This window comes from Paenarthrobacter sp. NyZ202, from assembly GCF_049860755.1.
GTDB lineage: Bacteria > Actinomycetota > Actinomycetes > Actinomycetales > Micrococcaceae > Arthrobacter.
In genome coordinates this window covers 913,166-935,675 of sequence record NZ_CP187556.1, presented here as the reverse complement: position 1 = coordinate 935,675, position 22,510 = coordinate 913,166, and the positions used below count along the sequence as shown (strand labels likewise).

General features: G+C 64.4%; 20 protein-coding genes and 1 pseudogene. 5 read left to right on the top strand and 16 right to left on the bottom strand.

Annotated features, from left to right (window positions below):
- Nucleotide 1: 1 nt before the first annotated feature.
- Both treS and ACPFL9_RS04495 read right to left on the bottom strand, forming a co-directional pair.
- Entirely contained in the window at nucleotides 2-1,798 is a 1,797-nt protein-coding gene (gene treS / locus ACPFL9_RS04500; RefSeq protein ID WP_426006079.1) for a maltose alpha-D-glucosyltransferase, read from the bottom strand.
- Nucleotides 1,798-3,885, bottom strand: coding sequence for an alpha-1,4-glucan--maltose-1-phosphate maltosyltransferase (locus ACPFL9_RS04495; protein ID WP_426007486.1), 2,088 nt, complete (start codon nucleotides 3,883-3,885; stop codon nucleotides 1,798-1,800). Before ACPFL9_RS04495 ends, treS begins: the two co-directional genes overlap by 1 nt.
- Before the next feature lie 125 nt (nucleotides 3,886-4,010).
- On the opposite strand from ACPFL9_RS04495, the gene glgP reads away from it, so the two are divergent.
- The gene (gene glgP, locus ACPFL9_RS04490; RefSeq protein WP_426006078.1) at nucleotides 4,011-6,638 is read left to right on the top strand and encodes an alpha-glucan family phosphorylase; all 2,628 of its coding nucleotides are present in this window, start codon (nucleotides 4,011-4,013) and stop codon (nucleotides 6,636-6,638) included.
- A 76-nt stretch (nucleotides 6,639-6,714) separates the two neighbouring features.
- Here glgP and ACPFL9_RS04485 read toward each other — a convergent pair whose 3' ends face one another.
- The 3 genes and pseudogenes from ACPFL9_RS04485 to glgX all read right to left on the bottom strand — a co-directional run bounded on the left by ACPFL9_RS04485 (nucleotide 6,715) and on the right by glgX (nucleotide 9,372).
- Nucleotides 6,715-7,074 carry a barstar family protein gene (locus ACPFL9_RS04485; protein ID WP_426006077.1) on the bottom strand — a complete coding sequence of 120 codons (360 nt, stop codon included), beginning with the start codon at nucleotides 7,072-7,074 and terminating at the stop codon, nucleotides 6,715-6,717.
- A 6-nt stretch (nucleotides 7,075-7,080) separates the two neighbouring features.
- Nucleotides 7,081-7,170 (bottom strand): annotated as a pseudogene (locus tag ACPFL9_RS04480) (ribonuclease domain-containing protein); the annotation flags it as partial.
- 87 nt (nucleotides 7,171-7,257) lie between these two features.
- The gene (glgX, locus tag ACPFL9_RS04475) at nucleotides 7,258-9,372 is read right to left on the bottom strand and encodes a glycogen debranching protein GlgX (RefSeq protein ID WP_426006076.1); all 2,115 of its coding nucleotides are present in this window, start codon (nucleotides 9,370-9,372) and stop codon (nucleotides 7,258-7,260) included.
- Between the two features lie 121 nt (nucleotides 9,373-9,493).
- Here glgX and ACPFL9_RS04470 point away from each other — a divergent pair, with 121 nt between their 5' ends.
- A complete protein-coding gene (locus ACPFL9_RS04470; protein WP_426006075.1) occupies nucleotides 9,494-10,303 on the top strand; it encodes a carbon-nitrogen hydrolase family protein in 810 nt (269 codons plus the stop codon).
- A 239-nt stretch (nucleotides 10,304-10,542) separates the two neighbouring features.
- Here ACPFL9_RS04470 and rlmB read toward each other — a convergent pair whose 3' ends face one another.
- The 6 genes from rlmB to ACPFL9_RS04440 form a co-directional block, all read right to left on the bottom strand.
- A complete protein-coding gene (rlmB, locus tag ACPFL9_RS04465) occupies nucleotides 10,543-11,535 on the bottom strand; it encodes a 23S rRNA (guanosine(2251)-2'-O)-methyltransferase RlmB (RefSeq protein ID WP_426006074.1) in 993 nt (330 codons plus the stop codon).
- A gap of 89 nt (nucleotides 11,536-11,624) precedes the next feature.
- Nucleotides 11,625-13,094, bottom strand: coding sequence for a cysteine--tRNA ligase (gene cysS / locus ACPFL9_RS04460; RefSeq protein WP_426006073.1), 1,470 nt, complete (start codon nucleotides 13,092-13,094; stop codon nucleotides 11,625-11,627).
- A 35-nt stretch (nucleotides 13,095-13,129) separates the two neighbouring features.
- Nucleotides 13,130-13,471: a hypothetical protein gene (locus ACPFL9_RS04455; RefSeq protein ID WP_426006072.1), complete on the bottom strand. Its 342-nt coding sequence runs from the start codon at nucleotides 13,469-13,471 to the stop codon at nucleotides 13,130-13,132.
- Complete coding sequence (gene ispF / locus ACPFL9_RS04450; protein WP_426006071.1) at nucleotides 13,464-13,988, bottom strand: 2-C-methyl-D-erythritol 2,4-cyclodiphosphate synthase; 525 nt, start codon at nucleotides 13,986-13,988, stop codon at nucleotides 13,464-13,466. The genes ACPFL9_RS04455 and ispF overlap by 8 nt, the downstream gene beginning before the upstream one ends.
- The gene (gene ispD, locus ACPFL9_RS04445; protein ID WP_426006070.1) at nucleotides 13,988-14,770 is read right to left on the bottom strand and encodes a 2-C-methyl-D-erythritol 4-phosphate cytidylyltransferase; all 783 of its coding nucleotides are present in this window, start codon (nucleotides 14,768-14,770) and stop codon (nucleotides 13,988-13,990) included. The genes ispF and ispD overlap by 1 nt, the downstream gene beginning before the upstream one ends.
- A 66-nt stretch (nucleotides 14,771-14,836) precedes the next feature.
- On the bottom strand, nucleotides 14,837-15,319 hold the full coding sequence (locus ACPFL9_RS04440; RefSeq protein WP_237429851.1) for a CarD family transcriptional regulator: 483 nt from the start codon (nucleotides 15,317-15,319) through the stop codon (nucleotides 14,837-14,839).
- A 293-nt stretch (nucleotides 15,320-15,612) separates the two neighbouring features.
- Between ACPFL9_RS04440 and ACPFL9_RS04435 the strand changes: the two genes are divergently transcribed.
- Nucleotides 15,613-16,149, top strand: coding sequence for a hypothetical protein (locus ACPFL9_RS04435; RefSeq protein WP_426007485.1), 537 nt, complete (start codon nucleotides 15,613-15,615; stop codon nucleotides 16,147-16,149).
- Between the two features lie 81 nt (nucleotides 16,150-16,230).
- On the opposite strand, the gene ACPFL9_RS04430 is transcribed toward ACPFL9_RS04435, so the two are convergent.
- The gene (locus ACPFL9_RS04430) at nucleotides 16,231-16,911 is read right to left on the bottom strand and encodes a winged helix-turn-helix domain-containing protein (RefSeq protein ID WP_426006069.1); all 681 of its coding nucleotides are present in this window, start codon (nucleotides 16,909-16,911) and stop codon (nucleotides 16,231-16,233) included.
- Nucleotides 16,908-18,167 carry a sensor histidine kinase gene (locus ACPFL9_RS04425; RefSeq protein WP_426007484.1) on the bottom strand — a complete coding sequence of 420 codons (1,260 nt, stop codon included), beginning with the start codon at nucleotides 18,165-18,167 and terminating at the stop codon, nucleotides 16,908-16,910. Before ACPFL9_RS04425 ends, ACPFL9_RS04430 begins: the two co-directional genes overlap by 4 nt.
- A 198-nt stretch (nucleotides 18,168-18,365) precedes the next feature.
- Between ACPFL9_RS04425 and phoU the strand changes: the two genes are divergently transcribed.
- Nucleotides 18,366-19,019, top strand: a complete 654-nt coding sequence (gene phoU, locus ACPFL9_RS04420) for a phosphate signaling complex protein PhoU (protein WP_426006068.1) — start codon at nucleotides 18,366-18,368, stop codon at nucleotides 19,017-19,019.
- A 64-nt stretch (nucleotides 19,020-19,083) separates the two neighbouring features.
- Here phoU and ACPFL9_RS04415 read toward each other — a convergent pair whose 3' ends face one another.
- Nucleotides 19,084-19,830 carry a phosphoglyceromutase gene (locus ACPFL9_RS04415; RefSeq protein ID WP_426006067.1) on the bottom strand — a complete coding sequence of 249 codons (747 nt, stop codon included), beginning with the start codon at nucleotides 19,828-19,830 and terminating at the stop codon, nucleotides 19,084-19,086.
- 242 nt (nucleotides 19,831-20,072) lie between these two features.
- On the opposite strand from ACPFL9_RS04415, the gene ACPFL9_RS04410 reads away from it, so the two are divergent.
- Nucleotides 20,073-20,906, top strand: coding sequence for a class I SAM-dependent methyltransferase (locus ACPFL9_RS04410; RefSeq protein WP_426006066.1), 834 nt, complete (start codon nucleotides 20,073-20,075; stop codon nucleotides 20,904-20,906).
- Between the two features lie 55 nt (nucleotides 20,907-20,961).
- Here the strand turns inward: ACPFL9_RS04410 and ACPFL9_RS04405 are convergent, their stop codons facing one another.
- Both ACPFL9_RS04405 and ACPFL9_RS04400 read right to left on the bottom strand, forming a co-directional pair.
- Nucleotides 20,962-21,303 (bottom strand): DUF2516 family protein, encoded by a 342-nt coding sequence (locus ACPFL9_RS04405; protein WP_426006065.1) that lies wholly within the window; start codon nucleotides 21,301-21,303, stop codon nucleotides 20,962-20,964.
- A gap of 10 nt (nucleotides 21,304-21,313) precedes the next feature.
- Nucleotides 21,314-22,498, bottom strand: coding sequence for a trans-sulfuration enzyme family protein (locus ACPFL9_RS04400; RefSeq protein ID WP_426006064.1), 1,185 nt, complete (start codon nucleotides 22,496-22,498; stop codon nucleotides 21,314-21,316).
- Between the last annotated feature and the right edge of the window lie 12 nt (nucleotides 22,499-22,510).

Here is a 22,510-nt window from a genome sequence, read left to right as displayed (position 1 = left end):
CTCATCCTTTCGTCGACACCACTGGGATCGCCTGCGTCATAGGCGACGAGGGATTGGAAAAAGCTGAACGAAGCCGCAGCCAGTAAAAGGCGTGGCTCCCCAGCATGACGGTCAGGTGTCCGTTGTCCCCTACGGCGGGAAACGGCTGGCCGCCGAAAATATCGCGGAAACCCCTGCCGGCAAACTCCGGCAAGTCCAAGGTGGCGGCTACAGGGTGCTGGGACAGGTTGAAGACGCACAGGATGGTCTCCGGGTCCTCCCCCTCCGGGTTGCCCGGCACAAGCTCCCGCACGTACGCGAGCACTACCTCGTGGTCCGCCTCGATGTTCCGGTAAGACCCCAGGCCGAAGGCCGGGTGGTTCCTGCGTACGCTCAGGATCTGCCGGGTCCACCGCAGCAGCGACCCGGAATGGGCAGCCTGCGCCTCCACGTTGGCCATGCCGTAGTTGTAGACCAGGGACTGGATGACCGGCAGGTACAACTTGCCCGGATCCGCGGCGGAGAAGCCCGCGTTGCGGTCCGGGTTCCACTGCATGGGCGTGCGCACGGCGTCGCGGTCGTCCAGCCAGATGTTGTCCCCCATGCCGATCTCGTCGCCGTAGTACAGGAACGGGCTGCCGGGCATGGACAGCAGCAAGGCGTTGATGAGCTCGATCTCGGCGCGGGAATTGTCCAGCAACGGCGCCAGCCGCCGGCGGATGCCGATGTTGGCACGCATGCGCGGGTCCGGTGCGTACCAGCCGAGCATCGCGGCACGCTCGTCGGCAGTGACCATTTCCAGGGTGAGCTCATCGTGGTTGCGCAGGAAGGTTCCCCACTGGGCGCCGCGCGGAATTTCCGGGGTCTCCCTCAGCGTCTGGATGATCGGGGCGGCTTTCTGGTCCCGCAAGGCGTAGTACAGCCGGGGCATGATCGGGAAGTGGAAGGCCATGTGGCATTCCGGATCATCGTCCGTGCCGAAGTATTCCACCACCTCATGCGGGGGCTGGTTGGCCTCGGCGATGATCACACGGCCGGGGTAGTTGGCATCCACCATGCGCCGCAGGTCCCTGAGGAAGGCGTGCGTGGCAGGCAGGTTTTCGCAGTTGGTTCCCTCTTCTTCGAACAGATACGGAACCGCGTCGGCCCGGAACCCATCGATGCCCTGGTCGAGCCAGAAGCGGACGACGTCATAGAGCGCCTCGATGACGGCGGGGTTTTCGAAGTTCAGGTCAGGCTGGTGGCTGAAGAACCGGTGCCAGAAGAACTGGCGACGGATGGGATCGAACGTCCAGTTGGACTCTTCCGTGTCCACAAAAATGATGCGTGCGTCCTGGTATTTCTCGTCAGTATCGCTCCACACGTAGAAGTCGCCGTACGGACCCGTGGGGTCTTTCCTGGATTCCTGGAACCAGGGGTGCTGGTCCGAGGTGTGGTTCAGTGGCAGGTCGATGATGACCCGGACGCCCCTGGCGTGGGCTTCTGCCACCAGACGCTTGAAGTCGCTGATGGTACCGAATTCATCCAGCACGGACGTGTAGTCGGCGATGTCGTAACCGCCGTCGCGCAGCGGCGAATGGAAGAACGGCGGCAACCACAGGCAATCGACACCCAGCCATTGGAGATAGTCGAGTTTGTCGATCAACCCGTGGAAGTCCCCGGACCCATCCCCGTTGGTGTCCGCAAAAGCCCGGACCAGTACTTCGTAGAAAACTGCCTTGCGGTACCAGTGCGGATCATGCTGGAGACCTGGGGCGTTCAGCTCGAAGGTGTTCTTCGGAGTGAAGTACTGGCTCGGGTTCTGCGGGGAAAAACTCACTAAGGCTGCCTCCTGATGTGGAGGATGTGTGCGGGCTCGTGGTGGGCGTCAAGCCGGACGTAGTTGTGTTCTCCCCATTCCCAGCTTTGGCCGCTGATAAGGTCGTCCACCCTGAACCGGCCGTCCTCGTTGTAGTCTGCCGGGTCCAGCTGCAGCGCCGCCAGGTCCAGGGAGACCGTGCTCTCGCGGACACTGTGCGGATCCACATTGACCACGATGATCAAGGTGTCCTTGGTGCCGTCCGGCAGCGTCTTGTGCTTGGAGTACACCACCGTGGCGTCATCCGTACTGCTGTGCAGGGTGAGGTTCTGCAGGTCGCCCAGCGCCACGTGCCCCTTGCGGATCGCGTTGAGCCGGGTGATGAAGGGAGCCAGGCTGTGGCCGGACGCCGCCGCGCCTTCCCAGTCGCGGGCCTTGTACTCGTACTTTTCGTTGTCGATGTACTCTTCCGCGCCTGGCCTGGCCACATGCTCATACAATTCGTAGCCCGCGTAGACACCCCAAAGCGGGCTGGCAGTGGAGGCGAGGACCGCCCGGATTTTGAACGCCGCCGGGCCGCCGTACTGGAGGTACTCGGTCAGGATGTCCGGGGTGTTCACAAAGAAGTTGGGCCGGAAGAACGGTGCGCTTTCGTGGCTGACCTCGTGGAAGTACTCCTCAAGTTCAGTCTTGGTGTTCCGCCACGTGAAGTACGTGTACGACTGCTGGAAGCCCGCCCGACCCAGGGCGTGCATCATGGCCGGCCGTGTGAAGGCTTCGGCAAGGAAGACAACTTCGGGGTTCTTTTTGTTGATCTTGCCAATCAGCCATTCCCAGAACCACACCGGCTTTGTGTGCGGGTTGTCCACCCGGAAAATCTTGACGCCGTGGCTGATCCACAGCTGGACGATCCTCAGGATTTCCTTGGAAAGGCCGGCCGGATCATTGTCGAAATTCAGCGGATAAATGTCCTGGTATTTCTTGGGCGGGTTTTCCGCGTAGGCAATGGTTCCGTCCACCCGCATGGTGAACCACTCAGGATTCGAGGTGACCCAGGGGTGGTCCGGAGCAGCCTGCAAGGCCAGGTCCAAGGCCACTTCCAGGCCCAGTTCGTTGGCGCGGGCCACGAATGCGTCGAAGTCCTCGAAAGTGCCCAGGTCCGGGTGGATGGCGTCATGGCCGCCGTCCTTGGAACCGATCGCCCACGGAGAACCGGGGTCCTGCGGGCCCGGAGTCAGGGTATTGTTGCGGCCCTTGCGGTGCTGGAAACCGATCGGGTGGATCGGGGGCATGTAGATGACGTCGAAGCCCATCCCGGCCACGGCATCCAGCCGCTTGGCGGCAGTCCGGAAGGTGCCCGAGGTCCACACGCCGGTGGCGTGGTCCAGGACTGCGCCCTCCGAGCGCGGGAAGAACTCATACCAGGCGCCGCGGCCCGCCAGGTCACGTTCCACCTGCAGGGGGAACCGCTCCGAGACCGTCACCAGTTCGCGGATGGGAACACGCCCGACGGCGGCCAGCACCTCGGGGCTGAAACCGGCACCAAGGCGCTCCTCGGCAGATCGGGTGGTGTCGGCGAGCGCAACTGACGCGGCGCGGAAGGTGCGCTTGTCCGCAGCGCTGCGTCCGGCGTCGTCATCTGCCGCTTCCGACAGGAGGGCTGCGCCCTCGGCGAGCATCAACTCAACATCGATTCCCGCAGCGACCTTGACCTCGGCGTTGTGGTGCCAGGTGCCGTAGCGGTCGTGCCAGGCCTCGATCACGAAGGACCAGGCACCGGTGCCTGCCGGGGTCAGCTGGCCCACCCAGCGGTCACGGCCTTTCCAGCGTTCCTCCTGGGAAGGGGAAAGGCGGACACGCTGGCGTTCCCGGCCGCGGGGGTCGAGCAGCACTGCCGACACGCCGAGCTGGTCATGGCCTTCGCGGAAGACCGTGGCACTGACGGCGATGTCCTCGCCCGGGAGTGCCTTGGCGGGAAAGCGGCCACCCTCTACCACCGGCTGAACTGCCGTGATGGGGAACCGGCCGAAGCGAAGTCCGTCGGTGATGTCCGTTTTTGTCTTGGATTTCAGGGCGGTCAAGGTTCGCGAGGTAGTCGTCACAACCACGACGTTAGCGACAAAAATCACAGAATGCTAAGCACACGACCTATCTTCTTGACGCAAGGTGTCTTTTACCTAAAAGAAACCCAAAGCAGTTCCGACTGCCATGTGAGTCCGTTAGTGTGGCGCTCGTGAAGGCAATTCGAAGGTTTACAGTCCGTACCGTCCTCCCTGAGCCCATCCGGCCTTTGGCCCGGTTGGCCACCAACCTGCGTTGGTCCTGGCACCGGCCCACGAGGGAACTTTTTGCGAGCCTCAACCCGGCTCTCTGGGAGGCAGCGCAGCACGATCCGATCGCCCTGCTTGGCTCCATCAGCCGCGAGCAGCTGCAGGACCTTGCCAACGACGGCGGGATCGTCAACCGCATACAGGAAGCGGCTTCGGACCTTGACCGCTACCTCAGCGAACCGCGCTGGTACCAGGGGCTTGGGGAGGAAGCACCCAGGTGCATTGCCTACTTCTCCCCCGAATTCGGCATCACGGAGGTCCTGCCCCAGTACTCCGGCGGCCTGGGCATCCTCGCCGGTGACCACCTCAAGGCAGCTTCCGACCTCGGCGTGCCGCTGATCGGCGTGGGCCTCCTGTACCAGGCCGGGTATTTCAAGCAGTCCCTGTCCCGGGATGCCTGGCAGCAGGAAACCTACCCCGTGCTGGACCCGGACGGCCTGCCGCTGACGCTGCTGCGCTGGCCTTCCAAGGAAGACGGTACTCCCGGCAAGCCGGTCCACATCTCCCTGCCGCTGCCCAACGGCCGTGAGCTCCACGCGCATGTCTGGCGTGCCGACGTCGGACGCGTTCCCCTGCTGCTGCTGGACTCAAACGTGCCGTCCAACGACGAAGCCGCGCGCGGCATCACGGACCGCTTGTACGGCGGCGGCGGCGACCACCGCCTGCAGCAGGAGCTCCTCCTGGGGATGGGCGGCGTCAAGGCCCTGCGCGTCTACCAGGAACTGACCGGCACTCCTGCGCCGGAGGTCTTCCACACCAATGAGGGCCATGCAGGTTTCCTGGGCATCGAACGTATCCAGGAAGCCATGGCCGACCCCACCGCTCCCCTGACGTGGGAGGAAGCCCTGGCCGCCGGCAGGTCGTCCACGGTGTTCACCACGCACACGCCCGTGCCGGCCGGCATCGACCGGTTCGAGGCAGTGCAGATCAAGCATTTCTTCGACGCCGGACTGGCACCGGACGTGCCCGTGGACCGGATCCTGGAACTCGGCCGCGAGAACTTCGACGGCGGCAACCCGGCGGTCTTCAACATGGCGGTCATGGGTCTGCGGCTGGCGCAGCGCGCGAATGGTGTGGCCAAGCTGCACGGCGTGGTGTCCCGCGAGATGTTCTCCGGCTTGTGGCCGGGATTCGACCACTCGGAAATTCCGATCACGTCCGTGACCAACGGCGTGCACGTGCCCACCTGGGTGGATCCGCGGATCTCTTCCCTCGCCCGCCAGCAGTTCGGTGCCGAGGCCGAGGCCCTGGGCCGGTGGGACCTGGCGTACAACGTCAGCGACGAGGACGTTTGGGCGCTCCGCCGCGAACTGCGCGTCCAGCTGATCGAGGATGTCCGGCGCCGCCTGCGTGCCTCCTGGAAGAAGCGCGGCGCCGCGGACGCGGAGCTCGGCTGGACGGAGAAGGTGCTCGATCCCGACGTCCTGACCATCGGCTTCGCCCGCCGTGTCCCCACGTACAAGCGGCTCACGCTCATGCTGCGCGACCCCAAGCGGCTCAAGGCGCTCCTGCTTGACCCCAAGCACCCCATCCAGCTGGTGATCGCCGGCAAGTCCCACCCTGCGGACGACGCCGGCAAGAAGATGATCCAGGACCTGGTCCGGTTCACCGACGACCCCGAAGTCCGCCACCGGATCGTGTTCCTGCCGAACTATGACATTGCGATGGCCCGCACCCTCTTCCCGGGCTGCGATGTGTGGCTGAACAACCCGCTGCGGCCCCTGGAAGCGTGCGGTACGTCCGGTATGAAGGCAGCCATCAACGGTTCCCTCAACCTGTCCGTGCTGGACGGCTGGTGGGACGAGATGTACGACGGCGAGAACGGCTGGGCCATCCCCACGGCCAACAACGGCGCTTCCGCCGATGAGCGCGACACGATCGAAGCCGCCGCGCTCTACGAACTGCTGGAGACCCAGGTGGCACCGCGCTTCTACGGCACCACGGTGGCGCAGGGCGCGGGGGCCGCAGGACCCTCCGAATCCAGTGTGGAAAAGGTGCCTACCCACTGGGTGTCCATGATCAAGCACACCCTGGCCCACCTGGGACCTGCCGTATCTGCGGAGCGGATGCTGCAGGACTACGTCAACAAGCTCTACTGCCCGGCCGCCGTCTCCGGACGCCGGGCAACGGCAGGGTCTTACAAGGAAGCCAAGGAGCTGGCCGCCTGGATCTCCAAGGTGCGCAGCGCCTGGCCGGAGATCGTGGTGGAGCACGTGGACTCCGTGGGCCTGTCCGAGGAACCCCAGGTAGGCGACACGCTGCAGGTCAATGCCTACGTGGCCCTGAACAGCCTCACGCCGGACGACGTCTCCGTGGAGGTCGCGTTCGGACGCGCTGAGGAATCCGACGAGCTCGAAGACGTGGTGGTAGCCGAACTCGCTCCGCTGGAGGACCTCGGCAACGGGCGCCACCTGTTCCGCGGCGACCTGGTCATCAACCGCTCCGGTTCCTTTGGATACACCGTCCGCGTGTTCCCGAAGCACAGCGCCCTGGCGTCGAAGGCCGAGTTGGGCCTGATCGCGAACGCGTAAGCCCACACCACGTAGCCGGCCCGCGTTTTTGGTTGTTGGGAAACAACGAAAAACGCGGGCCGGTGGCATCTGGAACCTATTGCTGGAACACCGCAATCACCGTGAGGTCACGGCCGGCGTAGCGTTCGGCGTCCTGCAGTATTTCGCACACTACGCCAAAGGATCTGTCCGTGCGGTAGGCCGCCGGGACCTGCCAGATCATGGTGACCGGACCGTCGCCGTCGTCGGACAGGGAATCGGCGAAGTCGTGCAGGGAGTCGTTCAGGGCATCCAGGTTGACGCCGTAATACTCGGGGAAATCGAGCACCTGGCCGAACACTTCCAGGACCGCCTTCTTGGTTTCTGCTGGCGGCACCAGGATGGTCCTGCGTCCGGCGTCGGCCACCTGTGCCTGCAGTTCCTCCAGGGTCCAGGTGTCTGCTGAGTAGATCTTCATGGGCTCCTACCTGCCTTCGACAATGAACGAGAACGACTCGTAGTGGTCCGGTGTGTAGTACTTGGCGCCGTCCTTGCCGACCACGATCCGCCGGGCTCACTTGGGGCTCTGGCTGGTGGTGCCGGATGCCAGCAGGCCGCCACCCGCTGCTTTTCATGGGTCCCTTCCTGCTGCTCCGGGTGGTCAGGTGCGGTAGATGTTGATGGTGTTGGCGTGAAGGATGTCCCGCTCCCCTGCAGCCACCAAGGCACCCTTCCGGCGTTCATGCAGCACGGAGGTGGTGAATCGAAGCTCAAACATGCGTTTACCGGTTCCCCTGTCGCTGGGGATGTCCGGCAGCACCATCCTAAGATCCTGGTTGCTTCCGTTGACTACCACCAGGCCCCGGACCTCACTGTCTTCATGGCCCATCAGGAGCTGCACGGTGCGGACGTTGGGATCGTTCCAGTGCACCGGCGTCATCCGCTTGCCCTTGTCGTCGAACCACTGGAGGCTGGAATTGTTGGCTGTCTCCGGGAAGTCCTCCGGCTGGTGACGCAGGAACCACCGGCGCAGGCGCACCAACTCCCGGGTGGTCCTGAACATGGACACGGCCTCCTGTGGCCAACTCCAGTCCAGCCAGGCAGTGGGATTGTCCTGGCAGTAGGCGTTGTTGTTCCCGTGCTGGGTGCGGCCAAGTTCGTCACCTGCGGTCATCATGGGCACGCCGATGGATAACAGCAGGGTGGCCATGAGGTTGCGTACGGACAGCGCCCGGGCAGCTACGATCGTTTCGTTTTCGCTGCGGCCCTCAACGCCGTGGTTGTAGCTGCGGTTATCGCCGTGGCCGTCACGGTTCTGTTCACCGTTGGCCTCATTGTGCTTTCGGTCGTAGCTGACCAGGTCCTTCAACGTGAAGCCGTCGTGGGCCGTGACGAAGTTGACCGATGCCAAACGGGTCCGCCCGGACGGGGCGAACAGCCCCTGCGACCCTGCCATGAGTTCAGCAAGGGATGCGATGGAGCCACCCTGCCCGCCGGCCTCGATCGCTGCGCGGTCCGACAGCCAGAAACGCCGCACGCCGTCCCGGAAGTGGTCGTTCCAATCTGCCCAGCCCTCCGGGAAACGGCCGGTCTGCCAGCCACCGTACCCCACGTCCCAGGGCTCGGCGATCAGCTTGACCCTGGAAAGCACGGGGTCCTCGGCAATGGCCGTCAGGAACGGGTGGTGCGGGTCGAACTGGTTTCCGGAATCCCGGCACAGCGTGACAGCGAGGTCGAAGCGGAAGCCATCGACGTGGAAGTCGTTGACCCAGTACCGCAGGGAGTCGAGGGCAAGGTCGACCACCACGGGATCGCTGAAGTCCAAGGTATTGCCGCAACCAGTGGTGTCCAGGTAGCGGCCGTGGGCGTCGTGCCGGTAGTAACGCTTTTCCGCGAGGCCCCGGAAGCTGGTGGGCGGACCGTCGGGACCGGCTTCGGCGGTGTGGTTGTAGACCACGTCCAGGAGGACTTCAATGCCGGCCGCGTGCAGCAGCTTGATCATGCCCTTGAGTTCGTCCTGCACCGCGTGCGGCCCGGCATTGCGGGCAGCCTCCGTTGCGTAGTCGGAGTGCGGGGCAAAGAAAGCCGCGGTGTTGTAGCCCCAGTAGTTGGTCAGGCCGAGGTCCTGGAGGTGGGCTTCGTCCTGGTGGAAATGGATCGGCAGCAGCTGCACTGCGGTAATGCCGAGCTCGGTGAGATGCTGGATCATCACCGGGTGGGCCATGCCGGCATACGTTCCCCGCAAGTGCTGGGGGATGTCCGGATGGAGCATTGTCTGGCCGCGGACGTGGGCCTCATAGATGACGGTGCTCCGCATCGGAGTGTTCGGGGGTTGGTCGTCGCCCCAATCGAATCCGGTAGCCACGTGCACACTGGTCAGGAATTCGCCCCGCTGGTCCACGGCGCGTCCGTATGGATCGAGCAGGAGGGGTTGTCCGCCGTCGTCGTCAAAATCCAGGGAGGGGACCGAGAGGGGAAGGCCACCCTCAGAGGGAGCCGCGCGGAAGCCGTAGCGTGTGCCGGGCGGCATGCCGCCGACGATGCCGAAATGGACGCCGTCCTCCACATTGGGAAGTGTGTGGACCCGCCAGCCATCACCGGGCGCCTGGTACGCAACCTCAACACGGTCCAGGCCGGGTGCGAATACCGCGACGTTGACCTGGCCGTCCCGGGCGTCGGGCTCACCGAACTGCCCGGGCCGGGGTGCGCTCAGTCCGAGGGGCCGGGGACGCGAGGCATCCGTGGTGGCCGCTGTGTCCAAAATAGGCATAACCATTGCTTGCAAGTTTAGTTCCACGACGAGTAAGTGCGGCCACCGTGCGCCGTGTGACGACATACACGGTGTCTCTTTTGGACAACGTGCCCTAGGTTGGAGTGGAACAACAGGAGGAACAACCGTGCGCGTGGCACTTGCTCAAGTCATTACCGGCCGGGACCTGCAGGAAAACCTGGGGATCCTTGAGGAATACGCCCGGAAAGCCAAAGAGGGCGGAGCGGCGCTGGTGGTTTTCCCGGAGGCGATGATGCGCGCTTTCGGCAACTCCCTGGTGGACATCGCCGAACCGTTGGACGGCCCATGGGCCTCCCGCGTGCGGGACCTGGCTGCCGAACTGGACCTGGTGATCGTTACCGGCATGTTCACGCCGGGTACTGCCTCCGAATCCGGCAAGCCGCGCGTGCGCAACACGCTCCTGGCCACCGGTCCCGGCGTCGAGGCCAGCTATGACAAGATCCACCTTTTCGACGCGTTCGGCTTTGCGGAATCGGACACCGTTGAAGCCGGTACAGCGCCGGTAACGTTCGACGCCGGTGGCCTCACCTTCGGTTTGGCCACGTGTTACGACATCCGTTTCCCGGCCTTGTTCACGGCCAACGCCCAACGTGGTGCCGTGGTCAATATCGTGTCAGCTTCCTGGGGCGCCGGCCCGGGGAAAGCCGATCAGTGGCAGCTCCTGGCCCGTGCCCGCGCCGTTGATACCACCACGTTCGTCCTGGCGTGCGGGCAAGGTGATCCGGCCACCCAGGGCATCGAAACCAAAGGCGCGGCGCCCACGGGAGTCGGGTACTCCGCCGTCGTGTCCCCCTTTGGCCAGGTTGTGGAAGGCCTCGAAGGTGAGCCCGGGCTGATCTTCGCGGACCTCGACGCCTCCGTGGTGGATGATGCCCGCCAGAAGCTCCCGGTCCTTGCCAACCGCCGCGACTTCTAGTCCCTCCCCCGACGCTCTCTCACCTAAATCCCCTTTCCTGCCGACGCTCTCTCACCTAAATCCCCTTTCCAGCCGACGCTCTCTCACCTAAATCCCCTTTCCGGCCGACGCTCTCTCACCTCCCGGGAGGAAGTGAGAGAGCGTTCGCCAAAAGCCGGGTTTATGTGAGAGAGCGTTCGCCAAAAGCCGGGTTTATGTGAGAGAGCGTTCGCCAGGCGACTGCGGAGCGTTAGCGAGGACTACTGTGCAACGCGCTGGCGCGACACTTCGTACAGGGAAATGCCCACGGCCATGGAGGCGTTAAGCGATTCCATGGCCGAGTCGATGGGAATCGACACAATCTGGTCGCAGTTCTCGCGGACCAGGCGGCTCAGGCCCTTGCCTTCGGAACCCACCACGATGCATACGGGTTCCGTGGCCACAGTGAGGTCCGGCAGTGAGACGTCGCCGCCGCCATCGAGGCCGAGCACAAAGATACCCATGTCCTTGAACTGCTTGAGCGCGTTGTTGAGGTTCGATGCGCGGGCTACCGGGACACGGACGGCCGCACCGGCGCTGGTCTTCCAGGCCGCTGCCGTAACGCCCACTGAGCGGCGCTCGGGAACGATGACGCCATGGCCGCTGAAGGCGGAGACAGAGCGGATGATCGCACCGAGGTTGCGGGGGTCGGTGATGCCGTCGAGCGCGACGAAGAGCGGGGCGTTGCCGATGTGCCCCTTCTTCCACTTGGCTACGGTTTCCTCGGCGAGGTCGTAGGCGTCCTGGTACTCATACGGCGGGATCTGCAGGACGAGACCCTGGTGGACAGCGTCTTCGGTCATGCGGTCCAGCTCGGGCTTGCCGGTTTCGAGCAGCGGGATGCCGCGCTCGGTCGCGATCTTCAGCGATTCCTTGACGCGGTCGTCCATCTCGATGCGGATGGCAACGTGCAGGGCCTTGGCGGGCACACCGGCGCGCAGCGCTTCAACGACCGAGTTGCGGCCGGTGACGAACTCTTCGGTGGCGCGGCCCTTGGGACCGGAACTGCGGCCCGCGGCGAGGCGGCCGGTACCGCGCTTGGCGGCCGAGCGCTCAGCGAGCTGCTTGTTCTTGTGGGCCTTGTGGTAGACGCGGTCCTCCGCCTTGGGCGTGGGTCCCTTGCCTTCCAGTGCCTTGCGGCCGTGGCCTCCGGTACCGACGGTGGCACCCTTCTTTTTCTTGCGGATTGCACCCGGGCGACCGTGGTTGGCCATTGTTTCCACCTTGCTTGAAGTTGATGAGTCTGCAATCCAGTCTACTGACCCCATGCAATTCGGCTGGCGGGCCGGGATTCACGCAGGAATCAGTCGCGTTTCAGGCTCCACGTGGCGCCCTCTGCACCGTCCTCCACCACGACCCCCGCAGCCGCCAGGGTATCCCGGATGGCGTCGGATGCGGCCCAGTCCTTGGCCGCCCTGGCAGCAGCGCGGGCCTCGAGCTGGGACTCCACCAGGACTTCCAGCGCGGCATGCTCGCGGCCCTGGACTGCTTCGGGCTGCCTCACGGAGTCGAGGCCCAGGACGCTGGTCATGGCGTTCACGCTGTACAACGCCTGTTTGGCTGCCTCAAGGTCGCCGGAAGCCAGTGCGGTGTTGCCCGCCCGGACCGTTTCGTGCAACACACCGAGGGCCTGGGGGACGTTGAGGTCATCATCCATGGCAGCGGCAAATGCAGCCGGCATGTTCGCCTGCGGAGCCACCGCGTATGCCGCGGGACCCCCCATATCGTGCTTCACTTTGGCCGCGGCCTTGGCGATGAAGCCATCGATGCGGGCAACGGCTGCGGCAGCCTCCTGCAGGGACGTGGGCCGGTAATCGAGCACTGAGCGGTAGTGTGCCTGGCCGAGGTAATACCGGACCACCCGCGGCGACGCCAGTTCCAGCATCTCGGCTGGGCTGACGGTGTTGCCCACGGATTTGGACATCTTTTCGCCCTCGTACGTGACCATGCCGTTGTGCATCCAGAAGTTGGCGAAGTCGTCGCCGGCTGCCTGGGACTGGGCCATCTCATTTTCGTGGTGCGGGAAGCGGAGATCCAGTCCCCCACCGTGGATGTCGAATTTTGAGCCCAGGTATTTGGTGACCATGGCGGAGCACTCCAGGTGCCATCCAGGCCTGCCGGCACCCCAGGGCGAGTCCCACTTGGCGGTTTCCGGTTCCCCGTCCTTGTAGCCCTTCCAGAGCGCGAAGTCCCGGGGATCGCGCTTGCCCCTCGGGTCGGCGTCCGTGGCGCCCTGCATGTCGTCAATGTTTTGGCGCGTCAGCGAGCCGTACTTGCTCCACGAGCGGACGTCGAAGTAGACATCCCCGGAACCATCGGGGGCGGGGTAGGCGTGGCCCCGGTCAATGAGTCGCTGGATCAGGCCGTGCATCTCGGGGATGTGTCCTGTGGCGCGGGGTTCGTAGGTTGGCCGCTGGACCCCAAGGGACCCGTAGGCTTTCTCGAATTCCTGCTCGTAACGGTAGGCCAAGGCCCACCACTCTTCGTCCTGCCGGGCGTTCGGCTCCGAGGCCCAGTCCGGCCCGAAGGACTGCTCCGACTTGGCCAGGATTTTGTCGTCGATATCCGTGACATTGCGGACCACCGTGACCTTCAGCCCACGGAATTCGAGCCACCGGGTGAGCTGGTCGAAAGCGATGGCGGAACGGACGTGCCCCACATGCGGCATGCCCTGCACCGTGGCCCCGCAGTAGTACACGCTCGCTTTGCCTTGTTCGAGGGGAACGAAGTCGCGGACTTCAGCGGAGGCGGTGTCGTAAAAGCGCATGGTCACCGCTCCAGATTAGCCGATGACGCGGCATGGACTGCCTACTTGCAGTACTCCCCCACTTTGTTGAACTGCACGGTGAGTCTTTGCTGCTGGTCCTTGGTGGCCGCACCCAGGGACGACGCCGCCGCCTCGTCCATGATGGCTGCCATCTCCTTGATGGGGTCCCCGATTTCCGGGGCCAGCTTGCCGGCGATCCCGTGGTAGTGCGCCGCGAGTTGCTTGGACTGCTGCTGCTGGTTGCCGTCGGGCTTGAAGTCGTCCTGGTCCAGGAACGCGCAACTGGCCTCGACGTCCATCCTCTGCTGGCTTGAGCAACCGCCCAGCAGGAGCGCGGTGGCCACCGCTGCGGCAAGGACGACGCCGGCACCCGGCTTACGCATCCGGCGCGCCTTCACGGGAAGGAACCGGATAGACCAAAGCCGTCGCCACAGCGGAAATTCCTTCGCCACGTCCGGTGAATCCCAGTCCGTCGCTGGTGGTTGCCGTGACGCTGACCTGCGCTCCCGCGGCTTCGGACAGCACCTGCTGCGATTCCTCCCGCCGGGGTCCGAACTTGGGCCTGTTGGCCACGAACTGCACGGCAACGTTGCCGATCTCAAAACCGGCGTCACGGACGATCCTTGCCGCTGCCCGAAGAAGCGTCACACCGGAGGCGCCTGCGTACTCAGGGCGGTCCGTTCCGAAGTGCGTGCCAAGATCACCGATTCCGCACGCTGAAAAGAGGGCGTCGGCCGCCGCATGGGCCACGCAGTCGCCGTCGGAGTGTCCGGAAAGTCCCTGTTCGCCTTCCCACAACAGGCCGCCCAACCACAGCGGACAAGGGTCATCCGCCGGCGCGAAAGCGTGCACATCCACCCCGATGCCGGTCCGCGGAAGAATCATTCCGGCTCCAGCCATCAGCCTTCCACCCACCTGATGCCCAGGGGACCTTCGAGCAGCCCTTCGGCAATGATCAGGTCAAGCGGCGTGGTGATCTTCAGGGACTGGCTGGCACCGCGCACAACATGGACCGGCACTCCCTGGAGTTCCACCAGCATGGCGTCGTCGGTGACCGCCGCGGACTGCTTGTCGTCGAACATGCCGGCGGCGTCATGGGCGCGGCGCAGGGTAGCCACATCAAAACCCTGTGGCGTCTGGACAGCCCGGAGCTCTTCCCTGGGCGCAGTTCCCGTGACGACTTCAGGGGCGATCCGGGTGTCGGAATCGTCGGTGGCCTTCACGGTTTTAATGGTGTCCACTACGGGCATGGCTGGAATGACGGCTTTCGCACCGGAAGCGAGGGCTTCGGAGACGCGCTGGAACACGCGCTCCGGAGTGAGCGCACGTGCAGCATCATGGACCAGCACGGCCTCCGTTCCGTCCTCCAGGGCAGCCAGTGCGGCCCGGACGGAATCCGCACGGGTGCGTCCGCCGTCGACCACCGTCACCTCAGGTCCGCCGTCCACCAACTCGACGGTGAAATCGGCTATGAGCTCGCGCAGTTCCGTATCGCCTTTAGGCACGGCGATGCAGATCTGGCGGGCGACATCCGCCGCGACCACTCCGCGCAGGGCGTGCATCAGGATGGCTTCGCCACCCAAAGGGACCAAGGCCTTGGGCTTGCCATAGCCGAGGCGTTCACCGGAACCGGCGGCGACAATGACCACAGCCGTGACGGAACGCTGCGTAGGGTTACTCATGCTGACAAGCGTACTTTGTGGCAAAAAGAAACCCGGCGGCGCTTTCGCACCGCCGGGGATCAATTCTTAGGAAGCCAAGACTTCGTCGAGAACGCTCGCTGCCTTCTCTTCATCTGTCTTTTCAGCCAGGGCAAGTTCCGAAATCAGAATCTGCCGTGCCTTGGCCAGCATGCGCTTCTCGCCTGCGGAAAGGCCGCGATCGTGATCACGGCGCCAAAGATCGCGGACGACCTCCGCCACCTTGATGACATCGCCCGAAGCAAGCTTCTCCAGGTTTGCCTTGTAACGACGTGACCAGTTGGTGGGTTCTTCAGTGAACTCGGCGCGGAGTACGTCAAATACGTGCTCCAGGCCTTCCTTGCCCACTACGTCCCTGACCCCAACAAGGTCAACGTTCTCTGCTGGAACTTCAATGGTCAGATCACCCTGAGCCACCTTGAGCTTGAGATACATCTTCTCTTCGCCCTTGATGATGCGCATCTTGATTTCCTCAATTTTTGCTGCACCGTGGTGAGGGTAAACTACTGTCTCGCCGACCTCAAAAACCATGTGGACTTTCCCCTTTCCCGCAGACTAGTCTATCACGATTAAGGCATACGACTGGCATCGAGGGGCCACTCCTGCCGCGTAAATAAAGGGAAACAGGCCTCATGGGGTCACAAACCACCCCTTGACGAAAACCCTGAAAGATGCTTGGAGCAACCACCTGACAGGCTGGTCCTCCCTCGTTGCGTCCGCCACAAAGGCTTCCCGAATCCTTGTTTCGGCCTCTTTGCCGATAGGCTATGGCTGAAAAGTTTTCCAATGACTCTTGAGGAGTAGGTGTCGTGCGCAATTCTGCGATGAACACTGTCCAGCGCGGCAAGCTGGCGATTGCGGCGGCTGCAATCGGCGTCGGCCTTCTGTCCGTTACCGGCTGTGGCTTCGTCAACGCCCAGCAGACCAACCACCAGTACTCGGCTTCGGACGGGATCAAGGCAGATCTCGGCCAGCTGCAGCTGCGCAACATCCTGATCGTCGCTTCGGGAGAGAACGAGCCCGGCCGCGTCATCGGCGCCGTGTTCAACAACGGCAGCTCCGACGCCACGCTGACCATCAACGGCGCGAACGGCGCACAGACCGAGATCCCGGTCAAGGCCAACTCCGAGACCTACCTGAACACCGGCGCCGACGCCGCGATCCTCAGCACGGCAGGCACCATCCCCGGCGGTCTCACCCCGGTGACCATCCGCAGCGGATCGGATTCCGCCACGGTCAACGTCCCCGTTGTTGACGGCACGCTTCCCGAATACCAGGAATACCTGCCTACCACCCCGAGCCCGACGGCCACGCCGTCCTCCACCGCAACCTCCACGGAGTCCGCGGCAGCCGGCCACTAAGGACCGGCCCCACCAGGCACACCAACAAAAGGAAGGGTTCCGCCGCGGCGGAACCCTTCCTTTTGTCGTAGCTTGGGACGCCTACGGCTCGAACTTGTAGCCCAGGCCGCGCACGGTTACCAGGTAACGGGGAGCCGAGGGATCGGGCTCCACCTTGCTGCGCAGCCGCTTGACATGAACGTCCAAAGTCTTGGTGTCGCCCACGTAATCGGAGCCCCAAACCCGGTCGATCAGCTGGCCCCTGGTCAGGACCCGGCCAGAGTTGCGCAGCAGCATTTCCAGCAGCTCGAACTCCTTCAGGGGCAGGGACACCTGTTCACCGTTAACGCTGACCACATGGCGCTCGATGTCCATCCGCACGGGACCGGCCTGCACGGTCGAGGTGATCAGTTCCTCCGGCTCACCCTGCCGGCGCAGGACTGCCCGGACCCGGGCAACCAGTTCGCGGGAGGAGTACGGCTTGGTGACGTAGTCGTCGGCGCCGAGCTCCAGGCCCACCACCTTGTCGATTTCGGAATCCTTGGCCGTCAGCATGATCACCGGCACACTGGAACGCTGGCGCAACTGGCGGCACACCTCGGTGCCCGGGGTTCCCGGCAACTGGAGGTCCAGCAGCACGAGGTCGGCTCCATTGCGGTCAAACTCCACCAGTGCGTCGCTGCCGTTGTCCACTACCTCGACATCAAAACCCTCTTTGCCCAGGAGGTAGGACAGGGGGTCGCTGAAGGACTCTTCGTCCTCCACTATCAAAATCCGGCTCAAGCGCTGGCTCCTTGTTCTTGGGCGCCCGGTGCGCCCTTGGTGTGAATCGCATGTGGTTCATTGGCGGCCGGGGCCGCCGAAAGTTCTGAGGCGGCCGGTGCGGCGTGGGCCGAAGCCGGCGTCCCGCCGTCGTCATCCTGCCCTTCCATCTCCGGCAAGCGGAGGGTGAACGTAGATCCCTGGCCCGGCTGCGACCAGACGGTCACCTCGCCGCCATGGTTGGAGACCACGTGCTTGACGATGCTCAGGCCCAGTCCGGTGCCGCCGGTGTGCCTGGACCGGGCAGCATCCACCCTGTAGAAGCGCTCAAAGACGCGTTCCTGGTCTTCGGGAGTGAGGCCCTCGCCCTGGTCGGTGACCGAGATAGCCACCACTCCCTCTTTGCTGCGGACGCCCACCCCTACGCGCGTATTGTCCGGCGAGTACCGGATGGCGTTGTCGATCAGGTTGCGCAAGGCGGTGACCAGGAGATCCCGGTCCCCGAACACCATGGCCTCCGAGTGTCCGCCCACCACGATCTGGATGTTCTTGCTTTCGGCCGGAAGCTGGGAGCGGTCCACGGCCTCCGTGATGACTCCGTTGATGTCCACGGGCAGGCCCTGCTGTGCCACGTTGGCGCCCTGCAACCGGGAAAGTTCGATGATGTCCTGCACCAGCGCAGCCAGGCGGCCGGACTCCTTGTGCATGCGCTTGGCGAATCTCCGGACGGCGTCCTCGTCGTCGGGAGATGCCTCCAGCGCCTCGGCCAGCAGGGAAATCGCCCCCACAGGCGTCTTGAGTTCATGGGAGACGTTGGCGACGAAGTCGTTACGGATTTCCTCGGTACGGGTAATCTCCGTGCGGTCGTCTGCCAGCAGCACGATGTATTCCTGGCCGAGCATCGCCGCCCTGACCTGGACCACAATGGCGCCCTTGCCCAAGGGTCCGCGGGGCAGCTCATACTGTTCTTCCAGGATCACGCCATCGCGGCGGACCTTAGCTGTCATGTCCAGAAGCTGTTTGTGGACAACGGTGTGGCCACGCACCAGGCCATACGCATAGGCGGCAGGGCTGGCCCGCACGACGCCGTCAATGGCATCCACCACCACGAACGCCCTGCCTACCACGGACAGGACTTCGGCCGCGCCCTCGGGAAGCAGCGGTTCGGTGACATCCAGGTCAACGATCCGGCGCTGCCGTTCACTGATGCGGAACGCGAGCATGCCAAAGACGCCAAGGGACAGGCCAACCAGGCCTGCCACGACACCTATGAGCAATGGATCCACCTGTCCAGCTTATGCTCTGGAAACAGGACAAAGCATGGATTCCATGCCAAACGCGGGCGGTTCAACTAACGTTCATCTAAAGATGCGCAACCGTTCACGGTTGGCTGTCAAAGTTACTGGTTGGATTGCCAATGGTCTGAAATCCACCGCCCGCCGCGGGAACCGGATTTCCAAAGAAAGGACGCCTTAGTGCGCAAGGTTTTTCAAGAGGAGCTCACCCAGGTAGGTGACGACCTCATCGAGATCTCCAAGCTCGTCCACGAAGCCATCACGAAGGCCACCACTGCCTTCGAGGGCGCCGATGTCGATCTTGCCCAGGACGTCATCGCTGCCGACGCCCGCATCGATTTCCTCCAGAACAGCCTGGACGAGCGCGCCATCGATATCCTGGCGCTCCAGGGTCCGGTAGCCAGCGACCTCCGCATGATCGTCGGTTCGCTCCGGATGAGCGCTTCGCTGGAGCGCATGGGTGACCTGGCCCGCCACGTGGCGCAGCTGGCCCGCCTCCGCTACCCCGCCACCGTCATTCCCGCGTCGCTGACCCAGACCTTCAAGGCCATGGCCCAGCACGACATCGACATCACTGCCAAGGTGATCGAGCTCCTGGAGACCCGCAACCTTGAGGTGGCGCGGGACATCCTGAAAATCAACATCGCCGTGGACGACCTCCACCTCAGCGTCTTCAAGGCCATTGCCGCCCCGGAGTGGAACGAATCCGCCTCCACCACCGTGGACGTAGCCCTTGCCAGCCGCTACTTCGAGCGTTTCGCCGACCACGGCGTCTCCGTAGCGCGCAAGGTCACCTACCTGGTGACCGGCGAATGGCAGCCCGAGGGTTTCTAACCCAAGCAAGTTAAATACGACGGCGGCCGGGTCACGTAAGGTGACCCGGCCGCCGTCGTTGGTGCTACTTTTTGCCCTGGTTGGCGACGGCGAGGATGGCTTCGGCCGCGGCGTCGGGGTCCAGGTAGGTTCCACCGGCGGTGACGGGCTTGAAGTCCTCGTCCAGTTCATAAACCAGCGGGATGCCCGTGGGAATGTTCAGCGAAGCGATGGCGTCGTCGCTGATGCCGTCCAGGTGCTTCACCAGTGCCCGCAGCGAGTTGCCGTGGGCGGTGACCAGGACGGTCTTGCCGGCCTTGAGGTCTTCCTTGATGTCCGATTCCCAGTACGGGAGCAGGCGGACCAGGACGTCCTTGAGGCATTCGGTGCGGGGCAGGGCGTCGCCGAGGTCCTTGTAGCGGACGTCGTTGGCCTGGGAGAACTCGCTGTCGTCGGACAGGGGCGGCGGCGGGGTGTCGTAGCTGCGGCGCCATTCCATGAACTGCTCTTCGCCGAATTCGGCGAGCGTCTGGGCCTTGTCCTTGCCCTGCAGCGCGCCGTAGTGGCGTTCGTTGAGGCGCCAGTCGCGCTTGACCGGGATCCAGCCGCGGTCGGCCTTGTCCAAGGCGATGTTGGCCGTGTTGATGGCCCGCTTGAGGAGCGAGGTGTAGAGGACATCCGGGAGGATGTTGTTCTCCACCAGGAGCTCACCGCCGCGTACTGCTTCCTTGCGGCCTTGGTCGTTCAGGTCAACGTCCACCCAGCCGGTGAACAGGTTCTTTGCGTTCCATTCGCTGTGGCCATGGCGCAGCAGAATCAGCTTGTAAGTCATGGTTTTCATCCTAGCCGAGGGGTCCGATTCCCTGCCGGGCGTTACGTTTGCCGACGTACTCGGCCGGGGCGGTTACGCGGGCCGCGCCCGTTCCCGCTGAGCGCACCCCGTGTGCACACACACCGCACCCGTTCCCGCTAAGCGCACCCGTAACCGCGGGGGCGGAAGGCGGCAAAGGGTGCGCCGGCCACGCTGAACGTGCACACGCCGCACCCGTAACCGCTGCAGGATAAGGTTGGGCCGTGGTACAGAAAGCTGAACGGGTAAGCCCGGCCCGCAGTCGAAGCGGCAAACCGGTCGGCAACATCACCCGCGGCACCACGAATCCCAACCGCATGCGACGTCTGGACAGGTGGCTTGCAGGTCCGCAGGCGTGGCGGCTCCGCACCGCCGTCGAGCCCTTGGTAGTGGACCTTGGCTACGGCGCGTCGCCGGCCACCGCGGTCGAACTCTTTGAGCGTCTGCAGGCGGTGCGCCCCGACGTGCGCGTGTGCGGCATCGAGATCGAGCCGGAACGGGTCCGCAATGCCAAAGCCCTGGAGCGTCCTGGCTTGAGCTTCCACGTGGGCGGATTCGAGATTCCGATTGCCGGGCAACCCGTCCTGGTCAGGGCTTTCAACGTGCTGCGCCAGTATGAGGAGACAGACGTCGCCGCCATCTGGCAACTGGTCCAGTCCCGGTTGGCACCGGGCGGGCTGTTCATCGACGGCACCTGCGACGAGATCGGACGCCGGGTCACCTGGGTAGCTTTGGACCACGAACGGCCGCTGAGCCTCAGCTTGTCCGTCCGCTTCGGAAGTTTCGATGTTCCCTCCGATGTAGCGGAGCGGCTTCCCAAGGCGTTGATCCATCGCAACGTTCCCGGTGAGCCCATCCACACTTTCCTGCAGGCCATGGACAAGGCCTGGCTGGAGGCGGCGCCACTGGCGTCTTTCGGGAACCGGCAGCGGTGGACGGCCATGTGCCGTTCACTGCGCGACGCCGGATGGCCGCTTCAGGACGGGCCGTCGCGGTGGCGTTTGGGTGAAGTGACAGTGGCCTGGGACGCGGTGGCACCGGGCCAGGCCGCGGGTTGACGGTCCAGCGGCCGGAAACGCGGTTTACCAGGGCCAGACCGGCCGGAAACGCGGTTTACCAGGGGCCGTAGGGACCCACGTTGCGGTTGCCGCCACTGCCGGCCTCCCGGAGTGCGGGGCGGACGTCAGCCAGGTAGACGCATGCTGCCGTAACTGCGGCGATGCCGAACAACCCAAGGCCGCTGCCGCCGGTCAGGACCGTCAAGGCACCGATCGCGAAAGCGATGCCGGTGAGGGCCAGCCAGAACGTCTTGGTGCGCTTGGACGCGGCGACGAAAAGCGAAGGCCTGTGCCGCAGGCAGTCAGCGAAGGCCCAGATCTCCAGTGCGAGGGCCACCAAGCCAAGGATGAAGTAGACCGCGTTGGTGACAATCGCGATCAAGAATTTTCCGTCCACGCCCATTAGCCTAACCGTCCAACTGCTTGAGCGCTTGCTCCAGGTCCGACCAAAGGTCCTCGACATTCTCGATGCCGACGCTCAGGCGGACCAGATTCTCCGGAACGCTGAGCGGCTCGGCCGTGTGCCGCCGTCGGCGTTCAATCAGGGACTCCACGCCACCCAGGGACGTTGCGGGCAGCCACAGCCGCAACGCGGCCACCAGTTGATCGGCCGCTTCGGCGCCAGTACGGGCGTCGTCCCCGGCAATCTGGATGCAGAGGATGGAGCCGAAGCCCTTCATCTGGACCTTCGCCCGCTCATGGCCGGGGTCCGATGCCAGGCCCGGGTAACGGATGGCTTCCACGCGCGGATGGGTGCCCAGGCGCTCGGCAAGGACAGCGGCAGAAGCCTGCGACCGCTCAATCCTCAGCGCCAAGGTCCGCAGCCCACGCAGCGCCAGCCACGATTCGAACGGTCCCGCAATGCCGCCGTGGATGATCCGGTGATGAAGCAGGCTGGCCCGCAGGTCCGGATTGGAGGTGACCAGGGCGCCGAGGACGACGTCTGAATGTCCGGCCAGGTACTTGGTCACCGAGTGAAGAACGACGTCGGAGCCCAGGTTCAGGGGCTGCTGCACCAACGGCGTGGAGAACGTATTGTCCGTCACCACGACTGCGCCCACGGCGTGTGCGGCGTCGGTGAGTGCGCGGACGTCGGCGATCCCGAGCATGGGGTTCGTGGGGCTCTCCAGCCACAGCATGTCCGCGGGCTTGCCGCTTTCCGGGGAAATGAGCGCCTTCACCGCTTCCGTGTCCGTGATGTCCACAGTGCGGAGCTCCAGGAAGCCCTTCTCCGCCAGCTCGGTGGCCATCACCAGCGAACCCGCGTAACTGTGCGACGGCATGACCACGACACCACCGGCAGGCACCAGGGACAGGGCCGAACTGACCGCGGCCAGGCCCGAGGCATAGAGCAACCCAGGGAGCGTGGCACCTTCGAGCTTGGCCAGGGCGTCCTCGAACGGATCCCACGTGGGGTTCGCGTATCGCCCGTAGCCGCGGTCCCCGTCGCCGAGGGGTCCCGTTCCGAAGTATGTGGAGGACAGGACGATCGGTGGATTGACCGGTTCATCATGTGCGCGCTCGGGGCGGCCTGCAGCCACCACAACGGTTTCAGGGGACAGATCCGCAGCATGCTGGTCCGGGAGGCTCATGGTTTCAGCGTA